We start from the raw sequence: 25,220 nt of genomic DNA on the forward strand, positions 1-25,220 counted from the left end.
GATGTTGTCCGTCAGACCTAAACGGTACCGCTGGTCACAACGACATCATCTTCGGATCCTTCCTGACCATCGGCCCCTGCGCTTCGCAATTCGAAGCCGGTGCCGCTGGGAGCGTATTTGTAGTTGTTGCCCCAAGGATCCGCAGGGATCTCTTCGTCGAAGTACGGCCCCTTCCAGCGGGTGGGGTCGGCGATGTCGTTTGGCTTCTCACGAAGGCCTTCCAAGCTGCTCGGCAGGGTGCCGACTTGCAACTGATACAACTTGATGCCGCTCTTAATATTGTTCAGCTGGGTCCGAGCGGTGTCATCTTGGGCCCCCTTTTGGATGCCGACGAAATTCACGGTCACAATTCCACCGATGATCACCAGGATGATCAAAACCAGCAGAACTTCCAACAACGTAAACGCCGCGCGACGGCGCGATCGCTGCTTACGCATTCTTCATACTCCCTTGGACAAAACGGATCGAATCGCGTGGATTCATTCACATTCAAGCGATTTGTTGCATCGCCCGACGCGTTGCACAATTTTTGACATTGTATTCAACCCTGGCGGGCAAACATAGTTCCGGCGAATTTCCCGAGGGGTGCAACCGTCAGAAACAGTCGCCTAGAAATCGAGGCACGGAACTTGCGGAAGATCTGGAAAAACCAGCATTCACCGGGATTTTTCGCGATTGCCCAGCAAATCGCAGTCCCAGTGACGCTTGACGCCCGATCGATTCCGTGTTAATTTTCGCCAACCAAACGAGGCCCATCGGTCTCGAACCCAAATCCGGGGGATTAGCTCAGTTGGGAGAGCGCCTGCATGGCATGCAGGAGGTCATCGGTTCAAGTCCGTTATCCTCCACTCGGAATCAAAAAGCCCGTTTTGACCAAGCGTCAAAGCGGGCTTTTTTCGTGCGCTCGCTCCAGCTCGCATCTCGCCCTCGAGAGCCTCAACAAGCCGGAACACAAATCCGCACTTCGTCGACCGCAGCTCAAGCATCTTTGCCCACAGCCAATCCCCTCGTGCCAGCGTGCCGACAGACCGATGGCCCCGCCTGACCAACAATCGCACCGCCAGCAAAACAAGCAACGAATTTCAATTTGGATTCCCATTAGTGCAAATCAGTGAAGATTAGCGTCCCTTCCGACAGCACGGCACTCAGCGTTTCTAGAAAAACGGGAACACTGATCGGCACTCATCTTCGCTAATCAAAAGCCACAACTGCCAGTCTTCGTACGCAGCCTGAGTTCTTTTAGTTCCTCCGCTCACGCATCCTCTACACTCACAAAGACAGCAAAACGATCAACGAACTTCGAGCTACATCCCCATTAGTGCAAATCAGCGAAGATTAGCGTTCCTTCAGCCAGCACGGCACGCAGCGTTTCCAGGAAAAAGGGAACACTGACCGGCACTCATCTTCACTAATCGAGAGCCACAACTCCCAGTCTTAGTACGCGGCCTGAGTTCTTTCGATTCCACCACTCACGACTCCGGAGCAGTAGCAACCTCCAGCAAACAATCAACGAAGTTAAAGTTGCATTCCCACTAGTGCATATCAGCGAAGATTAGCGTCCCGTCAGACAGCACGGCACGCAACGTCTCCAGAAAAAGGGAACACTGACCGGCACTTATCTTCGCTAATCAAGAGCACAAAATGCCAGTCTTCGTACGCAGCCTGAGTTCTTTCGATTCCTCCACTCACCCTCCTCTTCACTCACAAAGACAGCAAAACGATCAACGAACTTCGAGCTACATTCCCATTAGTGCATATCAGCGAAGATTAGCGTTCCGTCAGCCAACACGGCACACAACGTTTCCAGGTTAAAGGGAACACGGATCGGCACTCATCTTCGCTAATCAAAAGCCACAAGTGTCAACATTCGCACGCAGCCTGAGTTCTTTCGATTCCTCCGCTCACGACTCCTCTTCAATCACAACAACAGAAAAACAATCAACGAATTTCAAGTTACATTCCGATCAGTGCAAATCAGTGAAGATTAGCGTCCCTTCCGCCAGCACTGCACGCAGCGTTTCAAGGAAAAAGGGAACACTGATCGGCACTCATCTTCGCTAATCAAGAGCCACAAATGCCAGTCTTCGTACGCAGCCTGAGTTCTTTTGGTTCCTCCGCTCACGCCTCCTCTTCAATCACAACAACAGAAAAACAATCAACGAATTTCAAGTTACATTCCGATCAGTGCAAATCAGTGAAGATTAGCGTCCCTTCCGCCAGCACTGCACGCAGCGTTTCAAGGAAAAAGGGAACACTGATCGGCACTCATCTTCGCTAATCAAGAGCCACAAATGCCAGTCTTCGTACGCAGCCTGAGTTCTTTTGGTTCCTCCGCTCACGCCTCCTCTTCAATCACAACAACAGAAAAACAATCAACGAATTTCAAGTTACATTCCGATCAGTGCAAATCAGTGAAGATTAGCGTCCCTTCCGCCAGCACTGCACGCAGCGTTTCAAGGAAAAAGGGAACATTGATCGGCACTCATCTTCGCTAATCAAGAGCCACAAATGCCAGTCTTCGTACGCAGCCTGAGTTCTTTTGGTTCCTCCGCTCACGCCTCCACTTCAATCACAACAACAGAAAAACAATCAACGAATTTTAAGTTGCAATCCCATTAGTGCAAATCAGTGAAAATTAGCGTTCCGTCAGACAGCACGGCACGCAGCGTTTCTAGAAAAAAGGGAACACTGATCGGCACTCATCTTCGCTAATCGAGAGCCACAAGTGCCAACCTTCGCACGCAGCCTGAGTTCTTTCGATTCCTCCACTCCCCCTCCCCTGCAGTCGCAACGCAAAAGCAACAATCAACGATTTGCGAGTCACCCTACCATTATTGCAAATCAGCGAAGCGCCCTCTTCGCCAGCGCATCCCCTACTCGAGACGATCCGCCTGGGAATTTGAGGCTCAGCGCGACAGCAAACTGATCGTCAGCAGAATGACAGCGGTGGTTGAAGCTAGCGTGCGTAGATGGTTCCAACGCGTCCAACGATGAAGGTAGCGTTTCCATTGTTGTTCGCTCTCGGGGGCGGTTGCGGAGAGCTGATCGAGTTGGTTGTTTAACGGGACGTTGCAGGCTGCCGTGACGAGGAAGCTGCCCAGTAGATAGCAAGCGGATCCGGCGGTCGCCCATGCCCATCCCGGCTGACGCTGCATTGCAGAGATAGCGATCGTGGCCAGACAGACAAGCGCAGTCCCGAAGAACGCGCTCAGGAAGACCCAATTCAAGATCGTTCGATTGATCGATTGCATGGCTCGGATCCCTTCTGCCGCAGACAGCAACGCCAAGGCACGCATCACTGAAACCGAAAAGACAAAAAACAATCCCGACATCAGGCCGCAGCCCGCGATGGCAATGACCATGATCGGTTCAAGAAACGAAAATGTCGACATGCGGGAGCCTGGGGTTCGAGTCTCAAAAAACAATATCGCGATTATCCGTCGCGACTCTCGTACGGGGATAGTTTAGTTTCCAGGTCGGTGATGCGGTTTTGCAATCGCTCGATCACCGGAGACACGTCGCGTTGAGGAAACCTTGGATGATTGTGTTGCGGACAGTTCATGTCCTTCATCTCGGCGGAGAACTGAAGCCTCCACTCGATTTGAACGCTGCAACCGGCGCCGCCGAGAGAATCGAATCAACCTCTGCTGTCCGGCGGCAAGTTCATCTACAATCCCAGACCTGACGCTCTACACTTCCACGGACAACTCCCATGCGATGCAACCGATGGCTCCAACGCAAAGTGCTCTCCAAGACGGAAGGAAGTCGCGATGTCCGCGGATAGTTCGCAAACCGACGCACCGCTCGACGAAGGCCAGCCGCCCGATGAAGCCAAGCGGCCGATGCGTTTCGGCAAGGTAGCGATGACGTTTTTTGTCTGCCTGGGTCTGCTAGCGGGTGTCGGGACGTTTACGTTTGGATACGGCAAAGGGGCCAGCTATCTGAGCAACAATCCGGAAACCTGCATCAATTGTCACGTGATGCAGGACCACATGGATTCCTGGCAACAGAGCAGCCATCATCACGTCGCCGTTTGCAACGACTGTCACTTGCCCCACGACTTCGTTGGCAAATGGGTCACCAAAGCCGACAATGGCTTCTTCCATTCGCTCGCCTTCACGATGGGAGGCTACAAAGATCCGATCCAGATCAAGCCGCGAAACAAACGCGTCACGCAGAGCACTTGCATATCGTGTCACAAGGATTTTGTTCATCCTCTGCTGCCAGCGACCGCCGGGCACGACATGTTATCGTGCGCCCATTGCCACGCCGATGTCGGCCATGCCGGTCGTTAGATCGATCGGCTGGCACCGAGCCGATTGACTCTCGATCCCGCGACGCCCGATCCGACACGTCGGCTTTACTCGCCACACAAACTTCCACTTCGATTCGCCTTCAACCGATCGCCACTCATGACAACTTCAGACAACCGATCACGCAGCCTTGGCTGGTTGGCATTGCTAACCGGCACCGTCGCCGCAACCACTTTTGGTGTCGTCGCGATTCTGGTGAACATCTTCGAACGCAAGCAGGAAGCGCGGACGCCGTTTGTCCGCGTCGTGGAGGTCGATGAGGTCAGCACCGATCCCAAACCGTGGGGACTGAATTTCCCGCAGCAATACGAAGACTATCTGAAGACAGTCGACGACGAATACACCGACTACGGCGGCAACCACGCGCTCCCCCCCAGCAAACTGGAAGAGTATCCGTGGCTGAAGCGATTGTTCGCGGGGTACGCGTTCAGCATCGAGTACCGCGAAGCTCGCGGGCACGCGCACATGCTGGCCGACCAAGAGGTGACCCGGCGCGTGACCGAGGTCCAGCAAGCGGGAGCCTGTTTGCACTGCCATGCATCGATCATCCCGACCTACCGCCGCATCGGCATGGAACAACTGGGGCAGGAAGTCACCGCGGCGAAGCTGGCCGAGTCGTTCAACCAAGAGGCGGTGATGGCCGGCTTTAAAGCGGTCAGCCAGCGGACGTATGAAGAGGTGCACGCGGAACTGGAAAAGACTCCCGACGGCGTGGTCGAAGCGGCCGCGGGCGATCCGCATCTCGGCAACGCGCATCCCGTATCCTGCATCGACTGCCACGATCCCAAAACGATGGCGCTCCGCGTCACACGTCCCGGCTTCTTGATCGGCATCGACAAACTCGCCAAAAGCGACGATCCGGTGCCGCATCTGCCCAGCATCGCCAAGTGGCGCAAAGCGGGCTCCAAAGGGACTTACGATCCGAACACCGACGCGACGCGGCAGGAACTTCGTTCGTTTGTCTGCGGCCAGTGCCACGTCGAATACTACTGTGCCAACAAGATGACGTTGACCTTCCCATGGAGCAACGGGCTGAAAGTCGAAGACCTGGAAGCCGAATGGGACAGCACGACCTTCCCGAGCGAGGAAGCGGATGAGGCAGGCGAGCCGTTCTATGACTACGTCCATAAAGAGACGGGGACCAAGGTCTACAAGGCCCAACATCCGGAGTTCGAATTGTGGAGCCAAGGGATTCACGCTCGTGCCGGCGTCAGCTGCGCCGATTGCCACATGCCTTACGAAAAAGTAGGAGCGACGAAGGTCAGCAGCCACTGGGTTCGCAGCCCGATGGCGAACATCAACAAGGCCTGCCAGACGTGCCACAAGGTTTCCGAACAGGAGATCAAAGACCGTGTCGACCTGATCCAACATCGCACGAGCGATCTGATCGACCGAGCGGCCGCCGCGGTGACGGAGATGTTCGACGCGATCATCGCAGCCCGCGAGGCGGGAGCCAGCGACGAACAACTGAAACCGATCCGCGACCTGCAACGCAAAGCGATGTGGCGACTCGACTTCATCGCCAGTGAAAACAGCAAGGGTTTCCACGCCAGCCAAGAGTCGGCGCGGATCCTTGCCGAATCGATCGATTACAGCCGCCAAGCGATTGCTGGATGCTACCAATTGGCTGGCGATCCGGCGGCAAATTCGCCGAAGGCGGAGGCTGAAGAAAAAGCGTCTCAATAGAAAACGCCAGTGGTTGCAGCCCGTATGGCGAGCAAGCGATTCCGTATCGCACCGGATCAAGCCCAGCAGCCCGGGACGCGTCGACCCGCTAGAGAACGACGCGTATGGTTAGAGCTCTGTCGTGGGCAATCCGGTTCGGTGGTTAAACACCTGCCGCGAGCCCGCGTTGACGGGGGCGATCGAGTGCCAGCGTTCGCCCGCCAGCGGTTGAGATTCGCCATCGAAATAGGGTTTGCCACGAACCGCGTTTTGGTAGTGGGCTTCGATTTCGATTGCCGTCAAGCCAAAATCGTACAACGCCACTTCATCGATGATTCCGTTGAAAGCTTCATTATTATTCCACTTGTTATTGCCGATACATGCTTTGACTGAACCGCCGCTGATCGCCAAGATTCCGACAGAGAACGTGTGCTCGAATCGCAGGCGACCATCGATGTAGAGACTCTTCTTGCCAGTAAAACTGTCGTACGTGGCAACGACATGATGTGGCCGCCCATCGGTCAATTCGGCCACCGTGGGGCGACCTTCTCGGCCATCCAAGGGCATATCGAGTTCGCTGTAGCCCAATTCCTCTAAGTGCAATCCAAACGACAGGCAAGGTCCGTTGGCAACCAACGGCTCGGCATATTGGCCGACATTCTCATCGTTCTGAAAGGACAACAGGAAGCGATAATCGCCATCTTCTTTGCGAAAGATCTCATCGTAGTCTTTGAAGTTCCCACTCCAATCGGAGATAAACATCGCTTCGATTGAAATCCCGCTACTGCACGCCATCGCTCCGGTCCCAACCGTGCTTCCCAGACCTTCGTTGATCTCAATGAAGGCGTCGTGAGAATTGTCGAATTGGACCGCGCCAGTGCCCACAATCCCGCCGGTCCGCTTCGCCCGACTGCCAAACGTCAATGGAACCCCCGCGGCTGCAAGTCCGTCCGTCGTCGCGGAAGAATCGAAGTTCCAATAGTACAACGGCAATCGAATTCGCGACTGAACATCGACCTGGCCGTCGAGCACCCGGACGGCGATGTGTTGGTCATCGATCACGTCGACTTCGAATTCGGTTCCCAAATCGAGAATCCTCAAGTTAGCTGTCGTCACCGAAAATCGGGACGCCGGGTCGCTCAGCTTGGCATGCACCGAACCTCGGTACAGCACGCCGCTCTCCTCCGTGTTGATCCCAAACAACGCCGGCCCCTGGACACGTAAACTCGCACCACTTTTGGTTTGAAAATCGGTCGCTCCTTGTTCGACGGTCAATGTCAGCGGCCCGGTCGCGTCCCGTCGATTTCCAATCGTGCCCACCATTCCCAGCGGTGGTTTGCGGTGGTCGTAGCTGAAAGCCATCGCCTGTGTCTCCAGCTTTGGCGCCGTCGCCGCGATCGGTTGTCGTGGTTCGATCGGCTCGCGAGCCAACCGCACCACAACGATTCCCAGAACCGAAGCCGCCACCGCAAAGGCAACCAACGCGGGCCAAGTCGATCGACGCGCGTCGTTCAACTTGGGGGAATCGGCTTCACCACTTTGCGTTGTCGATGGCAGACACCCCGAGATGTTGGGCATCGCCGGGACCGTCAGCCCCAACTGACCGTGAACCAACGCGTACCGCAGATACTCCCGCTGGGCTTCGGGATCGTGGATCAGCATCGCTTCCAATTGAGCCGTCTGGTCGGCAGTCGCCGTCCCTTGGATCTGCAAGTCGGCCAGGTCCAAAAGAGCTTGCCGATCGGGTGCTTCGTCATGAGGTTGCATGGGCTTGTAGTTTCTCTGGAGCAAGCGATTTTAGACTGGTTCGTTCTGCAGTTTCGATTCGACACAATCGGCTAGCGAGCGACGCATCACCTTCAGCGATTTGTAGACCGCGTGCACCGACCGCTGCCATCGTTGGGCGATCGCCGCCGCCGAATGGTTCTCGCCGTAAAACAGTTGCACCAATTCCCGTTGCCGTTCGCTCAGCAACTGCACGCATTGGTCGATCGCTTCCTGGCGGACGTTGATCTCCGGGCCAAGCTTTAGTGCCGTCGTAGAGAGTTCGTCGATCAACGCTTCACTAAAAACATGTCGGTCGCGGTCGCGGGTTCGCCAATGTTTGAGCACTTGATGCCGAGTCACCCCCAACGCCCATGCGGCAAAATCTTGATCGCGGCGGAACGTCGAAAAGCTGCGCCATAACTCCAAACACGTCTCCTGATACACATCGTCGACCGCGCATGGTTGATAGATCAACGACCGTATATAGGCGAGGACCCGTAGCTGGTCTCGCGCAAACAACCGCAAAAACAATTCGTAATCGTCGGGCTTGGTCGATGGTTCGGTATCCATCCCGCGAAATCTCGACTGGACCAAAGGGGAAATTTAAAAGCGTGCAACCACAATTATCGGTCGCTCACGAGCCAGCTTTCGCGTTGCCAGCCAATAGAGAATGGCGCGCTGCGACAAGATTTGATACCTCCCAAAAACAATTTTCTCTATTCTGGGTACCAATCTCGCCCCCGCTGGGTCACTCCCTTTAAAGCGGAAGAATCCTCCTTTTACCTCGCATTAGGGTCCCACGATTGTTGTTGACAGAATCAGGACGAAACACGACTCGGCTGATCTTATGGGCTGCGGTGGGACTAGCGTTTGCCGGAGCTCAAACTGTCGCCGCCGACGAAATGTTTGAAAAGCACGTGGCGCCGCTGCTCGCGCAACGTTGCTTTTCCTGCCATGCTGGAGATTCGCCCGAAGGTGGCTTTTCGATTGAAGACTCCGCCGCCTTTTTTGCCGACGGATACATCGAACCGGGCGATTCGGCGGCGAGCCATTTGATCGAATTGATCACTCCGGTCGACGGCAAGGCTGCGATGCCCAAGGATGCCGATCCGCTTTCGGCCGCGGAGATCGCAACGATCGCAAGCTGGATCGACGCCGGAGCCCGGTGGCCCGAAGGGTTTGTTGTTGAGGAAGCGTTGGTCGATGATTTCGATTGGTGGTCGTTCCAACCGCTGTCGCGACCGCCGGTTCCCGAGCTGAACGATCCGTGGGCGAAGGATCCCATCGACCGATTTGTTTTGGAAAAGTTGAACCAGAAAGGGCTGACCTATTCGCCGCCAGCCGACCGGCGGACGCTGATCCGCCGTCTCACCTACGATCTGACCGGGCTGCCGCCAACGCCAGCAGAGGTCGCTGATTTTGTCGCCGATCCCGATCCCAAGGCTTACGAAAAACTTGTCGATCGTTTGCTGGAATCGAAGCATTACGGCGAGCGATGGGCGCGGCACTGGTTGGACGTCGCCAAGTATGCCGATTCGAACGGCTACGACAAAGACAAATTGCGTCCCAACGCATGGCCCTACCGCGACTATGTGATTCGATCGTTCAATGAAGACAAACCGTACGCCCGCTTTGTTCAGGAGCAGATCGCGGGAGACGTGTTGTTTCCCGGAACGGCTGACGGCACACTCGGTTTAGGTTTTATCGCCGCCGGTCCCTGGGACTTCATCGGTCACGTCGAGGTTTCTGAAGCGAAGCTGGATGGCAAAGTCGCTCGTAATCTCGATCGCGACGACATGGTTTCAGGCGCACTAAATACATTCTGCAGTGTGACGGTACAGTGCGCGCGATGCCACAACCACAAGTTTGATCCGATCACCCAACAGCAGTACTACGGCTTGCAAGCGATCTTCGCGGCGGTCGATCGGGCCGATCGAAAGTTCGACCTCGATCCGCAGGTTGCTGAAAAACGCGAGCAATTAAATGCTCAGTTGGAAGCATCGGACGCGATCCTGAAAACGATCGACGACCAAATCGCCACCGCTGGCGGAAAGCAACTGGCCGACCTCACGACGCGGCTCGCCAAGCTGAACAAAAGCTTAAAAGCTGTCGAGTTTCCCGAGTATGGATACCACAGTGCGATCGTCGCAGCCCAGGACTCCAATAAATGGGTCGAGGTCGAATTGAAGGGGGAAGTAGCGGCATCGCGAATCGTGTTGCATGCCTGCAAAGACAACTACAACAACATCGGCGCCGGCTTCGGATTCCCGCTGCGATTCAAAGTCGAAGTCGCCGGCGACGGAGGGAACTGGACGACGGTTAGCGATGCAACCGCAGACGACTTTGCCAACCCAGGCTTGATGCCTGTCGAAATTTTGTTGGACGATCAATTGGTTCGCCGTGTTCGCGTGACCGCAACGCGATTGGCGGAGCGCAAGGACGACTTCATCTTTGCGTTGGCTGAATTGCAAGTCTTCGCGGCCGAGCAAAATGTGGCACTCGGCGCGACCGTTCATTCACTCGATTCCATCGAAGCGCCACCTCGCTGGCGTCGCCAAAATCTGACCGATGATAAGTGGCCCCAAGTTGGAGAGCCCGACACGAAGCGTCGGATCACGGAAGCGACCAATCAGCGAGACGCGATCCTCGCGACAGTGACCACGCCCGATATGGCGCAGCGTCGCGATGAAGCGAAACGGAAGATCGCCGAGACCGAGGCAGCGATCGCTGCCTTGCCACCGCAGCAAACCGTTTACGCAGCGGCGACCAACTTCACCCGCCAAGGAAATTTCAAGCCGACCGGCGGCAAGCCACGAGAGGTTTTTGTGTTGCATCGCGGGGAGGTCTCGCTGCCGGGCGATCCCGCCATACCAGGCGTGATCCCGTTGAGCGGTGATGCGCAGTGGCAGTTCGACGCGACTTTAAACGAATCGGAGCGACGAGCTCAATTGGCCCAATGGTTGACCGACCGCGAACATCCTTTGGTCTGGCGGTCGATCGTCAATCGCATCTGGCAGTACCACTTCGGCCAAGGGATCGTCGCCACGCCCAACGACTTCGGTCGGATGGGAGCCGAACCGACGCATCCCGAACTGCTCGATTGGTTGGCCGTCGAATTTCGCGACGGCGGGCAATCGATGAAGTCGCTGCACCGAATGATCGTCAACAGCAACGTCTACATACAGTCCTCGGCCGAAAACGCGGCGAACGCTGCGATCGATGGCAGCAACCAATTTCTGTGGCGATCCAATCGGCGGCGTCTGTCGGCCGAAGAGGTGCGGGATTCGATCCTGTCGGTAAGCGGCACGTTGGATCCGACGATGGGCGGTCCGGGGTACTATCTGTTCGAATTGGAAAAGACAGCTCATTCGCCTCACTTTCAATATCATAAATTCGATCCGGCCGACAAGCGATCGCATCGCCGCAGCATCTACCGTTTCATCGCTCGGTCGCAGCCAAATCCCTTCCTGACGACACTCGATTGCGCCGATTCATCGCAGAGCACTCCACGGCGGAACGAAACGCTGACCTCGTTGCAAGCGTTGTCCTTGATGAACAATAAGTTCAATCTCGTGATGGCGGAAGCATTTGCGCGGCGGCTTCAAAACGAACGGGATGGGCTGCCAGAACAGGTCGACCGGGCGATCCAGTTGCTGGTCCAGCGGCCTGCGACTGCGGAGGAACGAGACGATCTGATTGCCTACGCCAATGCATACGGCTTGGAAAACTTGTGTCGTTTTTTGTTTAACCTAAGTGAATTCGTGTTTGTGGACTGAAGTGAGAATGCAAAACCGAAGAGAATTCGTCCGCCAAGCAGGTACAAATTTTGGTGCGTTAGCGATGGCGGCGATGTTGCAACGCGATGTGCAATCGGCCAGCGGCGGCGATGTTGAAGTGCTGCACAATCCTCCCAAAGCCAAACGCGTGGTGCAGTTGTTCATGGCCGGAGCGGCCAGCCACATCGACCTGTTTGATCACAAGCCACTGCTCGAAAAGTTTCACGGTCAGGAATCGGACTTCGGCGAACCGGTCGAAGCGTTTCAAAACGGCTTGGGGCCGTGGATGAAATCCCCTTTCAAGTTTGCCCGCTATGGCAAATCGGGAAAGCAGTTGAGCGAAGTTGTTGCGCCGCTTGGAGAATGCGTCGATGACATCGCCTTCGTCCACAACATGGTTGGCAAAACGGGAGTCCATTCACAGGCGACGTATCTGCAGGCGACAGGTTTCCAACGCCCCGGGTTCCCGGGAATGGGAGCTTGGGTCAGTTATGGCTTGGGGGCGATCAACGAGAACCTGCCGACTTTTGTTGTTCTTCCCGACCACCGTGGATTTGCCAGTAACGGACCAAAAAACTGGGGCTCCGCGTTCCTGCCCGCAAGCGCTCAGGGGACCACGATCTTTCCACAACGCGAAAATCCGATCGACGACCTTACCGCTCAAGCCGATTTTGTGACCGCAGCAGGAGACCGCGACGGACTAGCGGTACTCGATCGCATGAACCGACGCCATCTACAGCAACACGCCGGCGATTCGCGACTGGAGGCTCGGATTCGTTCCTACGAACTGGCGGCGGCGATGCAGTTGAGCGCTCCCGAAGCGTTGGACATCTCGGGCGAGACCGCAGAGACGATGAAGATGTACGGATTGGATCGGATCGGGGCGACGTATCCCGACGCGATCAATCCAGCGGAAGAGGCGGAGTACTTTGGCCGCAAGTGCCTGATCGCCCGGCGACTGCTGGAACGGGGAGTTCGCTTCGTGCAGATCTGGTCGGGGAACGACAACGGCTTCCCTCGCCGCAACTGGGACTCCCACGAAGATATCGAGCGCGATCACGGTCCGCTGGCACGTGGCATGGCCGTGGGGACGGCGGCGCTGCTGAAAGACCTCAAGCGAACCGGCATGTTAGAAGACACGATCGTCTTGTGGACCACGGAGTTTGGGCGGATGCCAAGCACGCAAGGGAGCAAGGGACGCGACCACAATCCCTATGTCTTCACCAACTGGATGGCTGGCGGCGGGATCCGCGGCGGCGTCACCTACGGCGAATCGGATCAATGGGGATACAAGCCACTAGACCGGATGCACCCAACACAAGTCTACGACATTCATGCCACGATCTTGCACCAATTGGGAATCGATCACAAACGACTAACCGTCCGCCACGACGGCGTCGATCGCCGCCTGACCGACGTCCACGGGCACGTCATTGGTGACCTGATCTAAGATCGCAAATTTTCATTTATCAATCCAATTTTGTGTACGTGTTACGTTTTAATCAGTTCGGAATCTTTAGGAGGCGGCAATGTCAAGGCAACGTATTTCCTTGCGTGAACAACGAGGGTTTACCCTTGTTGAATTGTTGGTTGTGATCGCGATCATCGGAATTTTAGTGGGGTTGTTGCTGCCAGCGGTCCAAGCAGCTCGCGAGGCAGCTCGTCGAATGCAGTGCCAGAACAACCTGAAACAGTGGGGGTTGGCGATGCACAACTACCACGACACGGTGCTGGCATTTCCTTTTGCCGCTGTCAACACGGATGGCGCAAGCCAATCCAAGCGACACACATGGGTAGGAACGATGTGGCCATTCATCGAACAGACTGCGTTGTTCGATCAATACGATTGGGCGTTGGCATTTCATGTTGCCCCGAATTGCGTTCAGAATTCGTTGACCGGCGTGATCACCGCGGAGGTCCCCGCCTACTATTGCCCCAGCAATCCCGGAGCGAAACAGTGGCAAGGGGATGCTTATTGGCGCGCCCGCGTTCACTACGCTTTGAACTTTGGCAACGGTACCGTGAGAACGCCTGTCGAAACGACCCAAGCTCCCTTTGGATTCAAGGGTGGCAATGCAGCACGCCCGTTCACCCCTAAGATGAGCACATTTATCGATGGAACATCGAACACGCTTCTTTTGTCGGAGCTGTTGGTTCCCGTTTCGGATGCGAGCAACGACTCGCGAGGAGATGGATTCAACGACGACCTAAGCTACGGCTCGTTTGCATTTACGACGCGCAGCACACCCAACAGCTCACTTGCCGATGCGATTGCGAATTGCCCGTCTGGCGGATCGACGATCCGAAACGCCCCATGTGTCACGCAAACGGCGGGTGCCAGCATCTCGGCTCGCAGCCAACATCCCGGTGGGGTCACGGTAACTCTTGCCGACGGCTCGGTCCGGTTTGTTGGACAGACGATCGATCTCGCCATATGGCAGGCGTTGGGAACATCCAGTGGCGGCGAAGTGCTGGGTGATTTTTAGCAATTCATCGTCGGAAAGCTTTTCGAGCTGGCGGCGGTGTATCGCTCGCTCATCAGCCCCTAAAGCTCGCTCGCCAAAATCTTGATACCGAATCGGTGTTCGCGTCGGTTCGGTGCGATCTCTACAAGAATACAGGAATGCAACTTCAATGTTCTCTCGCTACGCTTCTGTCTCGCTTTATTTGCTCGCACTGTTCGTATTGGGCTGCGGGCCTTCGACAAGTACTCCAAGTGTGCGCCTGGGAGGAACAGTCACACTCGATGGACAGCCCCTGGAGTCGGGGCAAATTTCGTTTATCCCCAGCGACGGGAAAGGCAATTCTTCGGGTGCCACGGTCTCCGCCGGCAGCTTTGATGCCGAAGTCTTTCCAGGCGAGATGCGAGTGGAAATCATCTCGCCCCAAGTGACAGGCACGCGGAAGGTCTACGACACGCCCGACAGCCCCACCGAAGATGTCACGGAAGAACAGATCCCGACGCGTTACAACACCAACAGCACGTTGACAGTGGATGCGGTCTTAGGAGAAGACAAAACCGATCTCCAATTTGCCCTGACGTCAGGAAAGGAATAGAGATCTGCGCAAAGCACGATCTCAATAGAAACACCTAACGTTTCCAAACATGTGCTAGAACCGGGAAAGACTCGCTTCGCGGCATGCGACTCCGTGCTAGCTGGAAGGAAGCCGTTCTAGACGCCATTGGTGCCGGTTCCCCCATGACTTGACCGTGCAATTGCCATTGCCCCGACGCCCACGGGGTGCTGCAAAAGAAGGGCGTCGGGTGAAAACGTTTTAACGACTACTTGGAATAGAACGCGTAGTTCGGGTTGTTGGGATCGAAGTCGGCGTCCGTTAGGCCCACGTTTAACTTGACGTTAAGGTAGGTGTATTCTTCGTTGATCTGTGGCTTTTGTCCCGGCGTCTTGGGCCAGCCATAGGCAACATAGCGAACCGGAATATTCATCTGGTCGTCGATGAAGATCTGCCCCAGACTGAAATCGAACTCGGGCCGGTACTCGGGATGCGTGACTTGGATCACGCTGCAATCGCGACCGTTGATCTTGGCGTTCTTGCGGAACTCCACTTTGACGTCTTTGTGCTGCCGATCCTGCTCGCCGCGCTCGATCAACTTTAAGACCAAGTTCTCGATCCCGATCTCGGTCAGCGGATACTTCTGCCCACGCATCGCAAACGCACCTTCGGGCTTCAGCCAGACCGTCGGCAAGAAGCGTCCTTTGAAGCCTCCTTCGTGAGCGACCATCTTGTTGTCGTTCTGTTGTTCGACATAGATGACTTCGCGTCCCTTGACGGTCGCTGGTTTCAGGAAGGCCAAGTAGACGCTAAAGGGAACGACAACGCGTCCATCTTCGACCCGGCGGTTGCGGACCTTAATGAACATGTATTCGTAGTCGCTGACCGTATTGCCGACCAGTTCGCGTTTGACCAACGTCGCGGTGTAATCGCTGATGTTGGTGCGGATCTCATGAAGACCTTCGTGAGCGATTCGCAACGCTTCATCCAACGGATGCACCGCGGGAGTGATGCTGTTGTTCGCCGCGATCCGAAAGACCGGCTCTTGAAACTTGCCCTGCGGAGCTTGAGCGAACGCAGAACTGGTGGCGCCAGCAGAAGCTGCGGCGAGCATCGATAAGACTTGTCGTCGTGAATGATTCATAGCAGGCCATCCTCCGTGTTAGGCCGACGTCCATTGATAAGCGTAGGTGCTATCAATATCGCCCTGAAACGCTCAACGATCCAAACTCTTCGATTGGCAAAGCACAGCCACTATAGACGTTAGATTAGGGCAGCCCCGCAAATCTCTCAGACCTCCCACACGGCGGCGTCAGCAGCCGGTGGAGCGCGAAACCATACCGATCGTAACGTTCACGTCGACGTCCGCCTATCCCGATTCCTACAACCGTTACATTTGGCCTGGATTAATCGACTTGCCCTGTCGATACCTGAATTGGCTAAACAGACGTGAGGGCGATATGCCTCCGCGGAAGAATCGCAGATCGAATCAAACGTGGAGCGGAGATGAACGGGGCAGTGAAATGGCTAAAAATTCTTTCGCTTGCTAGCATCTTCGTTTGCAGCACCGCCGGCGTCGTCGCTGCCCAATCCCCCTTCGATCGCCAAGGCTCCGAATATTCCATCGATCCTGCCGGGCTGGGAATCTGGAATGCTAGCCCCACGCCGCACCTGGTCATCCGCTCGCCCCAGAAGTCTTCGGGCTTGCACGCCAAGTCGGCGACGATCCCTCAGGCGGTTGCCGTCCCGGTCTGGAAACAGCCCTACGCCTACGGATATTTCGGAGCCGAACCGCGCCGCCATCCCTACCGCAGCTTCGGACATCAGCAGGCATTTACCGAATGGCGTTGGCGATAAGCCGCCATCATCCCGCCGGTCCGCAGCACTTCCGCTGTTGGAACGAGCTTCCCCCCCCCCCGCGTTCTTGGCGCCGATCATCGATCGATCATTGTTGAGCGTCGCGGAATCCAAGCAGTTCGATCCAGTGGCCATCGGGATCGGGTAGGAAGACCTGCATTCCACCGTCGGGACGAATCTGGCGAGGCTTGTGATCGGCCCCGATCCGCTGCAAATGAGCTTCCCAGGCGTCGAGATCATCGACCTTCAGGGCCAAATGATTCCCACGACTGGCCGAATGGACAGCGCTGTCGCGATCGCCGATCAGATGCAATTCCTGGTCATCGCCCAGGCGGAACCAAGCCCCTGGAAAATCGAACGCCGGCCTCGGCAGAGGCTCCAATTGCAAGACGTCTCGGTAGAACGCAACACTGATGGAAACGTCGGCGACGTGCAGGGCGATATGATTAAGTTGCAGGACTTTCATGCTTCAGCAGTTTGTTCGGCGGGCGGAAAGATTCGATCGGCGGAAGCTCATTTTGCAGAACTCGCCCGGTCGCACAACCTCCACGCCAGCGGATGCCTACATAACGAAGCGTTCTAAAAATCGAACGGCTTGCCAAGCATCGCTTCCCACTGCTGTCGCTGATCGGGAGTTAAGATCTCGGTGATCTGTCGAGCGATCTCGGCATCTTCGTCGCTGATCTTGCCGCGGCCATAACTGCGGCTGAGTCCTTCGACCAACTTTGCAGTCGCTTCGCGTTGGGTTGAATCCAATTCCAACGCCTGGGCAAAATCGTCCATCGCGATCGCGCGGAGACCGCGTCGCTGCAACCACAGTTCTTGCAACCGCTTGTATTGCTTGGGAGCCAGGATCGCCGAAAGCAATCGCTCGGCAACGACTTGGGACTGGGCCGAGACCTGTTCGGGCGAAGGCAGATCATCGCTTGGCGACTTGTCGCGGCGGGCGTTGCGATATTCGGAAAACAGGTCGGCTTGCAACGCAAAGACCAGTTCGGCAGTTTCCCGCGACAGATTCAATTCCGCTTGCACTTCGGGAATTCGAAACAATGACATCATGCCACTGTTAAAAAAACGGAGCATCCCACCGCCACCACGCGTCGGAGTCTCCCGCTGAGCAACGGCAGGAGTCGCAAGGAGACTTAAAAACAACAACAGCAGCAAAGCCCCAGACGTGTTCGACTTCATATGGACGGGATTCCTGGTGGTGATTTTTCGCTATACGTTTGCCCCACGCTATCGGACAGTTCGCGGGGACGGAGCAGGACGATTTGTCGACGGGCTGCCGCGATGAAGCCCGCCGCCTTCAATTGCCCCAATACAATCGTAACCGATTCTCGCGTGCTACCGATCAAATTGGCGAGTTCTTGATGGGACAATTTGATCCGCAATCGAACTCCCACCTCCGCGGGAACACCAAACTGATCGGCCAAGTCCAACAGCAGATGCACCAAACGCTCGCGATTCGATTGGAACAACAGGTTTCGCAACCGGCGCTGAATCCGCTGGCGCCGCAGCCCCACCAATTTCGTAATCCCGACGGCAAAGCCGTTGGCGTGGGACATCAAGTTTAGCAGCTCGTCGGCGGGCATCTTCACGACCGTCGCAGCGCTGACGACTTCGACAAATTCATCGCGTTGCGATGGATCGAACAGGGCCAGTTCACCGAACAACTCACCGGGTTCGATAAAAGCGAGCGTCGATTGTTTGCCATCGGGAGTCGCGTGGCAGACTTTGACCAACCCACCGGTCAAGAAGAAGACGCTGTCGGCCGCGTCGTAGGGTAGATAGACAAGGCTGCGAACGGCAAACGAACGGATACGGCTGCACGCTTCCAGTCGCCGGATCTGCTCTGGCTGCAAGTCGGCAAATAGCTCGCACGATTTCAGATGCCAAACTTTTTCAGCCACGCCGAGAGCCCTTTGGTTTTGTCGTCAAACTCAACCCGAGCGTAACATATTCTGCACCGACTCTAAGACCTGCTTGGCCGGAATATTGCGATTCCCAATCGAAAACGCTTTGCCCTTTTCGACATCGCCAGCGATCCGACGCGTTGCCGCGATCACCGCGCTGTGACTGCGTTGGCCAAAATATTTGCCGATATCGCCGTAGGTTGCCCCGGTATGTTCGCGAGCCAAATACATCGCTAGCATCCGAGCCTGGCTGACATTGCGGCTTTGTCCTTTCGACTGCAACGCGTCCTTGGGCAATCCCATCGTGTTGCAGACCGCGGTTTGGATATCGGCAAACCCATACGACGAACTGCCGATCGAAATCAGATCGCTCAGGATCTCGGTGATCTGATCATAGGTAACCGGTTCGTCGTGCATGCTGACGAGCGCTTTTAGGCGACACGCGATTCCCGAGACGACTCGGCCATCGCCACAAACGTTGCCAGCGATATCCGCGAGCATCTGATGATCGATTCCCAGATCTTCGGCTTCGCACAATTGCTGAAGCATCTGCGTTCGCATCTCGTGATCCAACGGGGTCATCGAGCAGACCATTCCCCCAGCCATTCGGCCAGCGAGGTCCTGCCCCAAACCGGGAATCTCCATCGGGGGCCGGTCGGCCGCGAAGACCAACTGCTTCCCTGCTCGTACGATCGAATCGATCGTGTACAACATTTCACGCGATGTCGCCCGCTTGCCCGGCAGGAATTGAACCTCATCGATCAGCAACGCATCGACGTCGCGATAACGTCGACGGAAGCCGGGCAGACCGCTGCCGGTAACCGAACCGATAAAGTCGTTGGTGAATTCTTCGGCGGTCATCGAGATCACGCGTCGCAAGCGATGGCGGCGACGCAGTTCGGTGGCGACGACATCCATCAATTGCGTCTTGCCCGTGCCGTGAGTGCCCCACAGGAACAGCGGCGAAGCGGAGCCGGGCGTATCGCAGATCATCCGCGCCGCGGTGGCAGCCAGTTTGTTCGATTTGCCAACGACGATCTGATCCCATGACGCGACGCGACGTCGGCGAGCGGGCAACGGATCATCGCTGCCCGTGGTTTGAAACGACGAGACTTGCAACAACGGTTGAACGTTATCGACCGGCGGTTCGCTGCGAGCGCGTCGACGCGGTGCGGCAGCACGCTTGGGAGGATCGTCGGCATCATCGACAGCCGCGCTGTCGGTGGATGTTGTTTCGGCAGGGTCCGCCTGGACAGCGGTTTCCGCCGCCGCAGGTTCGGGCTTGCTAGCAGCCAGCTGCAGCGAAACGCCAACGCCTTCGCCACAGATATCCGCAACCGCTTGCCGCAGGTCGCCCATATAACGCGAACCGATCCGATCCAACGCAAATTGAGCCGCGACATCCACGATTACATCGCGACCAGCGCGACGACATTGGGTGATCTGGCCGAACCACATTCGGAAACAATCACGCCCCAAACGATTTATCAGTGCATCCTGTAATTCACCGGTGAGATCCTTCGCACCTGCCGTTTCCGTTACCGACATTCCGAGGACTTACTCTCCATCATGGATAGCCAAATAAACAACCCTGTCCGATGCTTCACCTTGCGCAAGCCTAGCAGGTCGAGTGACCCAGGCAGATAGCCATCCTTGATGACATCCGTCCTCCAGACGCGAGCTTACGCGATTTCCATCGGTTTCGCTTTGATGGGGCGATTGTAGGTTAGCTAGCATTCTCTTCAAGTCTTCCGCACAGCTTTTCCAAACGTTCCCTACCTGCCCCCCAAAAACCAGTCGGAAACGGACATTTCACCGTTTCCAAAACTTGTTTTCGACGCCGAACCCCTATCATCGCGATGTGGATAAAATGTCAACAATGAATCTGTCTTCGAGTGGCTAGAAAGCGACCGAAAGATAGCCTGAAGGCACCACATGAACGGCCTTTCGAACCTGGGCAAGATAGACCAGATAGCGCCGGTGCACGTGCGGGGTATGGGCCGCAATTCAGTGATTTGCGGGCAGAGAAGATTGTACCGCGCGGGCGGTTCAAGCGGGATCCCGGCGCGTCGCAAAACGCTTCGCCGAGTCGCCCGAGAGCGATGTCACGGACATCAACCTTCCGTCATGATTGATGTCGCGCGAACCGATGTTTGGAGATGGCATCCCGTTCCGCTGACGCGGCATCCATGCGATCTGCGGCCATTCCGCAGATCGGGGCGATCAGCAGGCCAGCGGCAATATTTATCGAACCGGGAAACCTTCGCTCTGCGGACCTTAAAGGTCCGTCAGATCAGATAACCTTGACGTTTTCAGCGCAAGGACCCTTAGGGCCGTTGCCTTCTTCGAACGAAACGCGTTGTCCTTCACGCAGGTCGTCAAACCGTACTCCATCCAATGCGGAGGAATGGAAAAACAAGTCCTTCGCGCCTCCAGTGTCGATAAATCCGAACCCTTTGTCGGTTACACGTTTGATTGTGCCTTCAGCCATCAGTCGATTCCTGTACCAAGTTTAAATTCGCAGCACATCCCGAAAACAAAAGCGGATTCGGTAAATTGCCACCAGCTGGCCATCATATCGGACGATCATGCCCGATGCGATGGTATGTCCGCAGGAATCCAATCGGAACGAATAATTCCGATAGCGCCGATGACTCGGACTCGCCCTAGATTCTCCAATTTAAGGACTGACCAAAACCGATTGGTTGGGACGCGCGCCCGTTTCCGCCGCTGGAGCTGCCTGGGTTTGCGCCGTCGGGGACGGAGCGAGCTCTTCGGCTTTCTCCAACGTCCATTTCTCCCCCGCCAACAACTCCAGCCCCTTCCAACTGAGCCCCTCGTCGAAAAAGATCGACGCCAGGTTGTCGCCGTTGACTTCCGATTTGCCCCACGACGTCTGAACCAACAAATTGGTGATGTCGACCCGACCGGTGATGATGTCGCCGTTGTGCAGCACGACGGTGGTCGTCTCCGATTCATCCCGCGCCATGCGAATGCCGAGCACTTCGGTCAGCGGCATCTTGGCGATTCCAAACGCGGTGATCACCTCCAAATCGTCAGTGTCCAACAGCGAGCCGTTGAAATCGCGAACATCATCGCGCAGCTCTATCACCACAGGGAGCGGTTGCACCTGAGGCTTTGCATCGGCAACACGCAACCGCGATTCGGGTTCCGCGACAGGAACGATCCCCTGGGCGCTCAAGATCGAGGTTGAAAACAACGCTAGCGCACAGCCAATCAAAACGCGATGGATCATCGGGCAAAGCCTCTCTGGGGTCCGTCAGTATGAAATGGGAATAGCAGCCGCAAGAATTGCCAGTTGTTCGACAGATGCGACGAAGAGAGTCGCAGAATAACAGTCTGAGACAGCTGGAGCAATCAGGCAAAACAGAAAAGATAGCGAAGGACGTTCGGCCGTCACGCCCCAATTCTAGCTCGAGGCCCAATCGCGCCGTCGTCCCCGAACGCCTCGAAAAATCGAGGCGTAAAAGTCTGACACCCTATCCTCGCAACAGCAACGCAATCAAACGTTGCTGCTGCATCGCAGCCGAGATTTCAGCGACCGGGAATCAGCCGACCAGTCGAGCGATGTCGTTGTAGAACGCAAAGGCCATCAGCCCCAACAACATCAGCACACCCACCATCGTCAGGCGAGCTTGCCACTCTTCGTCGACCGGACGGCCGAGGACCGCTTCGGCGATCAAAAAGACCATGTGTCCACCATCCAACGCGGGGATCGGCAAGAAGTTGAGGATCGCCAGATTGATGCTCAAGAAGGTCAAGAACATCAGCAAACGAGGAATCCCTTCGGCTGCATGCGAACCGGCGATCGTGAAGATCGCTACCGGGCCGCCCAACAGATCCGCTTTCAAACGCCCCGTCACCAACATCTTCAAAAACCGGAGCACACCTTTTCCGCGATGGACCGCTTCGTTGTAGCCCAGGCTGACGGCGGCGGCCAACGAATCGGCGCGATGGATCCGTTTAACGGTTTCAAACCGTAGGCCCCGTTCGGCCCAAAACTGATCCGATTCCACTTTCAATTTGACAACCGTGTCGATGACTTTCCCATCGGCCGCATCCCCCTTGGCTCCCAAGACGCGAATCTCGGTGCCGACGGGCAACATCTGCAGATTGGCGACCAACATCGGGATCGTGTAAAAATCGTCGACGTCCCAGGAATCGCTGAGCAATTTCTGCGGGATAAATCCGCTGAGTTCTTTCTTTTGTTCGTCGTCGGCCCACGAAACGGTGACTCGTGTGATCTGGTCGCCCGGTTCAAAGGCAGCGGCCAACGGGCCCGCCGCATCGACGCTCGCCAGATGGTTCGAAGCGCTGTAGGCGATGCCGTAGCGATCCAATGCCAAATCGATACCGCTCGCTTCGGGCAACGAACTGACAGCGTCCGGCGCGACGGTAAACGTCAGCTCCTCCGATTCGCCATCGTCGTTGGTTCGTTGAACCACGATCTCGACGGCCGAATCGGTTTGATACGCCAGCTCGCGAAGCGCGAAGGCAGAGAGTTGATCTTTGCCATCAAATTTGACGATCTGGTCGCCAACTTTCAGCCCCGCCTTCTCGGCGTTACCACCTTGAACCACTCCCGTGATCGGCCCGACAGCAAACGTGCCTCCCAAAGATTTCAGGTTTTGCGGCGGCAGCGTGATCTTTTTCTGCGAATCATCGGCCAACAGGAACGTCAACTCGATCGGTTCGGACTCCTTCAATCGCATCTCTTCGACGATCGGTGTCAGGTAGATCTCGTCGCCGTTTTTGGGCAACGCCTTGCCGTTCATCTCGATCACTTGCGCCGACTTCAGGCTGCCATCGACCACTTCCGCCGCAGCGCTATTGGGATAGCTGACGATATCGGGGGCCAATGTGGTCGACATCTGAGGGACGACACCAATCGCGACAGCCGTCTTTTTGGGATCGTACCGCAGCGTCGGAATCAATTGATACGACGTATCTTCGCCATCTTTGCGGACGGTAAAGGCGACCGGTTTGGTTTTGTCGTTCAGCCCCTGTTCGAGGATCTCCGACCGCATGTCGCGGAACTGCAATTGATCGTTATTTTCGATCGTACCGACCGAAACGACCTGCGAGCCTGGCTGGATGCCCGCCAACCAAGCGGGATCGCCCGGTTGCGTCGAGCCGACGATCGCAGGCGTATAAGGAACGCCGTACCAGAACGCGGCGGCGGCGAACATCACCGCGGTGATCACGTTAACGATCACCCCGGCGCTGATGATGAACATCCGCTGCAGAACGCTTTTGGCTTGAAAACTGCGTGGATCCAACGTGTACTGCGGCACCGTCTCATCCCCAGGGGTCGCGTCTTCATTGCTGACGCGAATCCTCTCGTTCTCTTCAGCCGCTTTTCGCGGATCGTCATCCTGGCCGAGCATCTTGACGTAACCACCCAGCGGGATGATGCCGAGACCATATTCGGTTTCGCCCCAGGTAAATTTCCCCAGCGTTCGCGGCAGTTTGATCGGCCCGATGTTGATCGGCACATCGAAGCCCACGTAAAACTTTTCACACTTCACGCCACAGCTTTTGGCGGCGACGAAGTGCCCAAGTTCGTGGACAAAGATGACCAAGCCGATGCCGATAGCGACCTTTGCCCACAGCCCCACCTTTGTCAGGAGGACCATCAGCAAAGACGGGTCGGTATCCGCCAGAAGTTCGATTATGCCTGCATTCCACAGCTCCACCGCTGCACCTCCGCGCGCGCCCAACGATCCAGCTGCAAAAGCCGCTGTAACGTGGGATCACTTTCATGTTGATGATTTTCGAGTGCCATACGACATGCTGGCACAATATCAGTAAACCGGATCTGCCCGTCGAGAAACAGGGCAACCGCTTGTTCATTTGCTGCGTTAACGACCGACCCAGCCGTTCCGCCAACGCGGGCGACTTCAAAGGCCAGTTTTAAGGCGGGGAACCGATCGTGATCGACAGGTTCCAGCGTCAGATCCCAGGCCCGCGACCGATCCAACGGGGGGGCGATGCAGGGCATCCGTTCAGGATACGTCAACGCATATTGAATTGGCAAACGCATATCGGGGGGACTCAATTGAGCCAGAATCGACCCGTCCTCGAATTCGACCATCGAATGGATGATCGATTGCGGATGCACGACGACCTCGATCTTCTCTGCCGGGATATCGAACAGCCAACGGGCTTCGATGACTTCCAGCCCCTTATTCATCATCGTCGCCGAATCGATGGAGATCTTTCGCCCCATGTTCCATGTGGGATGCTTCAGCGCATCATCGATCGATGCGTTGCGCATCTGAGCCGTCGTCCAGGTCCGAAACGGGCCACCGCTGCTGGTCAGGATCAATTTCCGAACGCTCTTCTTCCCTTCAGCGAGCGTTCCGCCCCCCGTCGTCATGCATTGAAAGATCGCCGAATGTTCGCTGTCGACCGGCAACAATTCGCCACCGTTTTTCCGCATCGCGTGGACCAGAGGCCCGCCGACAACCAAGGCTTCCTTATTTGCTAGCGCCACCCGTTTGCCAGCTTCCAAAGCCGCCAGGGTGCTTTCGAGTCCGGCTCGACCAACGATTGCCGCCATCACGACATCGACTTCCGGTGCAACAGCCATTTCGACCAAGGCATCGGGTCCGGTCAGCAGACGCGTCCCGCGGGGGAGATCGAGCGATTTGGGATCGGCGTCGCTGGTCAGCGCCGCAACGGCGGGAGTGTCTTGGCGAGCGATCTGGCCGAGTTCATCGACGCGCGAGTGCCCCGAGACTCCCCAAACTGCCCAGGGGTCTCCTAGCGAGCGAACCACATCCAAGGTCGCTCGCCCGATGCTGCCGGTTGCGCCAAGGATAGCGACATTCCGAGTTGATACGGCCATCAATGCGTTCAATAGGGAAAAGAAACGTCGCTGGTGGGCAGGA

Annotated in this window: 20 protein-coding genes and 1 tRNA gene; 8 read left to right on the top strand and 13 right to left on the bottom strand. The window is 56.4% G+C overall.

The annotated features are described in order from the left end of the window. Positions 1-17: 17 nt before the first annotated feature. Positions 18-437, bottom strand: coding sequence for a type II secretion system major pseudopilin GspG (gspG, locus tag EC9_RS19540; RefSeq protein WP_145347825.1), 420 nt, complete (start codon positions 435-437; stop codon positions 18-20). Between the two features lie 338 nt (positions 438-775). On the opposite strand from gspG, the gene EC9_RS19545 reads away from it, so the two are divergent. Beyond that, positions 776-848, top strand: a tRNA-Ala gene (locus tag EC9_RS19545). 2,058 nt (positions 849-2,906) lie between these two features. Here the strand turns inward: EC9_RS19545 and EC9_RS19550 are convergent. Beyond that, a complete protein-coding gene (locus tag EC9_RS19550) occupies positions 2,907-3,392 on the bottom strand; it encodes an anthrone oxygenase family protein (RefSeq protein ID WP_145347826.1) in 486 nt (161 codons plus the stop codon). A gap of 450 nt (positions 3,393-3,842) precedes the next feature. Between EC9_RS19550 and nrfH the strand changes: the two genes are divergently transcribed. Both nrfH and EC9_RS19560 read left to right on the top strand, forming a co-directional pair. After that, positions 3,843-4,295 (top strand): cytochrome c nitrite reductase small subunit, encoded by a 453-nt coding sequence (gene nrfH / locus EC9_RS19555; protein WP_145349250.1) that lies wholly within the window; start codon positions 3,843-3,845, stop codon positions 4,293-4,295. A gap of 117 nt (positions 4,296-4,412) precedes the next feature. Next, positions 4,413-5,999, top strand: coding sequence for an ammonia-forming cytochrome c nitrite reductase subunit c552 (locus tag EC9_RS19560; protein ID WP_145347827.1), 1,587 nt, complete (start codon positions 4,413-4,415; stop codon positions 5,997-5,999). 108 nt (positions 6,000-6,107) lie between these two features. On the opposite strand, the gene EC9_RS19565 is transcribed toward EC9_RS19560, so the two are convergent. Together EC9_RS19565 and EC9_RS19570 are read right to left on the bottom strand one after the other, a co-directional pair. Further along, complete coding sequence (locus EC9_RS19565) at positions 6,108-7,745, bottom strand: LamG domain-containing protein (protein WP_145347828.1); 1,638 nt, start codon at positions 7,743-7,745, stop codon at positions 6,108-6,110. 30 nt (positions 7,746-7,775) lie between these two features. Next, entirely contained in the window at positions 7,776-8,315 is a 540-nt protein-coding gene (locus EC9_RS19570) for a sigma-70 family RNA polymerase sigma factor (protein WP_145347829.1), read from the bottom strand. Between the two features lie 236 nt (positions 8,316-8,551). Here EC9_RS19570 and EC9_RS19575 point away from each other — a divergent pair, with 236 nt between their 5' ends. From EC9_RS19575 to EC9_RS19590, 4 genes are all read left to right on the top strand, one after another. Then, positions 8,552-11,521 (top strand): DUF1553 domain-containing protein, encoded by a 2,970-nt coding sequence (locus EC9_RS19575; protein ID WP_246105778.1) that lies wholly within the window; start codon positions 8,552-8,554, stop codon positions 11,519-11,521. Between the two features lie 7 nt (positions 11,522-11,528). Continuing rightward, positions 11,529-12,971 carry a DUF1501 domain-containing protein gene (locus EC9_RS19580; protein ID WP_145347830.1) on the top strand — a complete coding sequence of 481 codons (1,443 nt, stop codon included), beginning with the start codon at positions 11,529-11,531 and terminating at the stop codon, positions 12,969-12,971. A gap of 79 nt (positions 12,972-13,050) precedes the next feature. Next, on the top strand, positions 13,051-14,007 hold the full coding sequence (locus tag EC9_RS19585) for a DUF1559 domain-containing protein (protein ID WP_145347831.1): 957 nt from the start codon (positions 13,051-13,053) through the stop codon (positions 14,005-14,007). A 232-nt stretch (positions 14,008-14,239) separates the two neighbouring features. Further along, positions 14,240-14,578, top strand: coding sequence for a hypothetical protein (locus tag EC9_RS19590; protein ID WP_145347832.1), 339 nt, complete (start codon positions 14,240-14,242; stop codon positions 14,576-14,578). Positions 14,579-14,804: 226 nt separating this feature from the next. Here the strand turns inward: EC9_RS19590 and EC9_RS19595 are convergent, their stop codons facing one another. After that, a complete protein-coding gene (locus EC9_RS19595) occupies positions 14,805-15,680 on the bottom strand; it encodes a DUF1571 domain-containing protein (protein WP_145347833.1) in 876 nt (291 codons plus the stop codon). 374 nt (positions 15,681-16,054) lie between these two features. On the opposite strand from EC9_RS19595, the gene EC9_RS19600 reads away from it, so the two are divergent. Next, positions 16,055-16,393: a hypothetical protein gene (locus EC9_RS19600; RefSeq protein WP_145347834.1), complete on the top strand. Its 339-nt coding sequence runs from the start codon at positions 16,055-16,057 to the stop codon at positions 16,391-16,393. Positions 16,394-16,481: 88 nt separating this feature from the next. On the opposite strand, the gene EC9_RS19605 is transcribed toward EC9_RS19600, so the two are convergent. The 8 genes from EC9_RS19605 to dxr all read right to left on the bottom strand — a co-directional run bounded on the left by EC9_RS19605 (position 16,482) and on the right by dxr (position 25,177). Beyond that, positions 16,482-16,859 (bottom strand): VOC family protein, encoded by a 378-nt coding sequence (locus EC9_RS19605; RefSeq protein ID WP_145347835.1) that lies wholly within the window; start codon positions 16,857-16,859, stop codon positions 16,482-16,484. Between the two features lie 113 nt (positions 16,860-16,972). Further along, positions 16,973-17,581, bottom strand: a complete 609-nt coding sequence (locus EC9_RS19610) for a hypothetical protein (RefSeq protein WP_145347836.1) — start codon at positions 17,579-17,581, stop codon at positions 16,973-16,975. Then, complete coding sequence (locus EC9_RS19615; protein ID WP_145347837.1) at positions 17,578-18,303, bottom strand: Crp/Fnr family transcriptional regulator; 726 nt, start codon at positions 18,301-18,303, stop codon at positions 17,578-17,580. The genes EC9_RS19610 and EC9_RS19615 overlap by 4 nt, the downstream gene beginning before the upstream one ends. A gap of 30 nt (positions 18,304-18,333) precedes the next feature. After that, on the bottom strand, positions 18,334-19,854 hold the full coding sequence (locus EC9_RS19620) for a DnaA/Hda family protein (protein ID WP_145347838.1): 1,521 nt from the start codon (positions 19,852-19,854) through the stop codon (positions 18,334-18,336). A 745-nt stretch (positions 19,855-20,599) separates the two neighbouring features. Next, entirely contained in the window at positions 20,600-20,797 is a 198-nt protein-coding gene (locus EC9_RS19625) for a cold-shock protein (protein ID WP_145347839.1), read from the bottom strand. Between the two features lie 189 nt (positions 20,798-20,986). Then, positions 20,987-21,562: a hypothetical protein gene (locus EC9_RS19630; protein ID WP_145347840.1), complete on the bottom strand. Its 576-nt coding sequence runs from the start codon at positions 21,560-21,562 to the stop codon at positions 20,987-20,989. Between the two features lie 313 nt (positions 21,563-21,875). Then, on the bottom strand, positions 21,876-23,963 hold the full coding sequence (locus EC9_RS19635; RefSeq protein WP_145347841.1) for a site-2 protease family protein: 2,088 nt from the start codon (positions 23,961-23,963) through the stop codon (positions 21,876-21,878). A gap of 35 nt (positions 23,964-23,998) precedes the next feature. Further along, complete coding sequence (dxr, locus tag EC9_RS19640) at positions 23,999-25,177, bottom strand: 1-deoxy-D-xylulose-5-phosphate reductoisomerase (RefSeq protein ID WP_145347842.1); 1,179 nt, start codon at positions 25,175-25,177, stop codon at positions 23,999-24,001. Between the last annotated feature and the right edge of the window lie 43 nt (positions 25,178-25,220).

The organism is Rosistilla ulvae (genome assembly GCF_007741475.1).
GTDB lineage: Bacteria > Planctomycetota > Planctomycetia > Pirellulales > Pirellulaceae > Rosistilla > Rosistilla ulvae.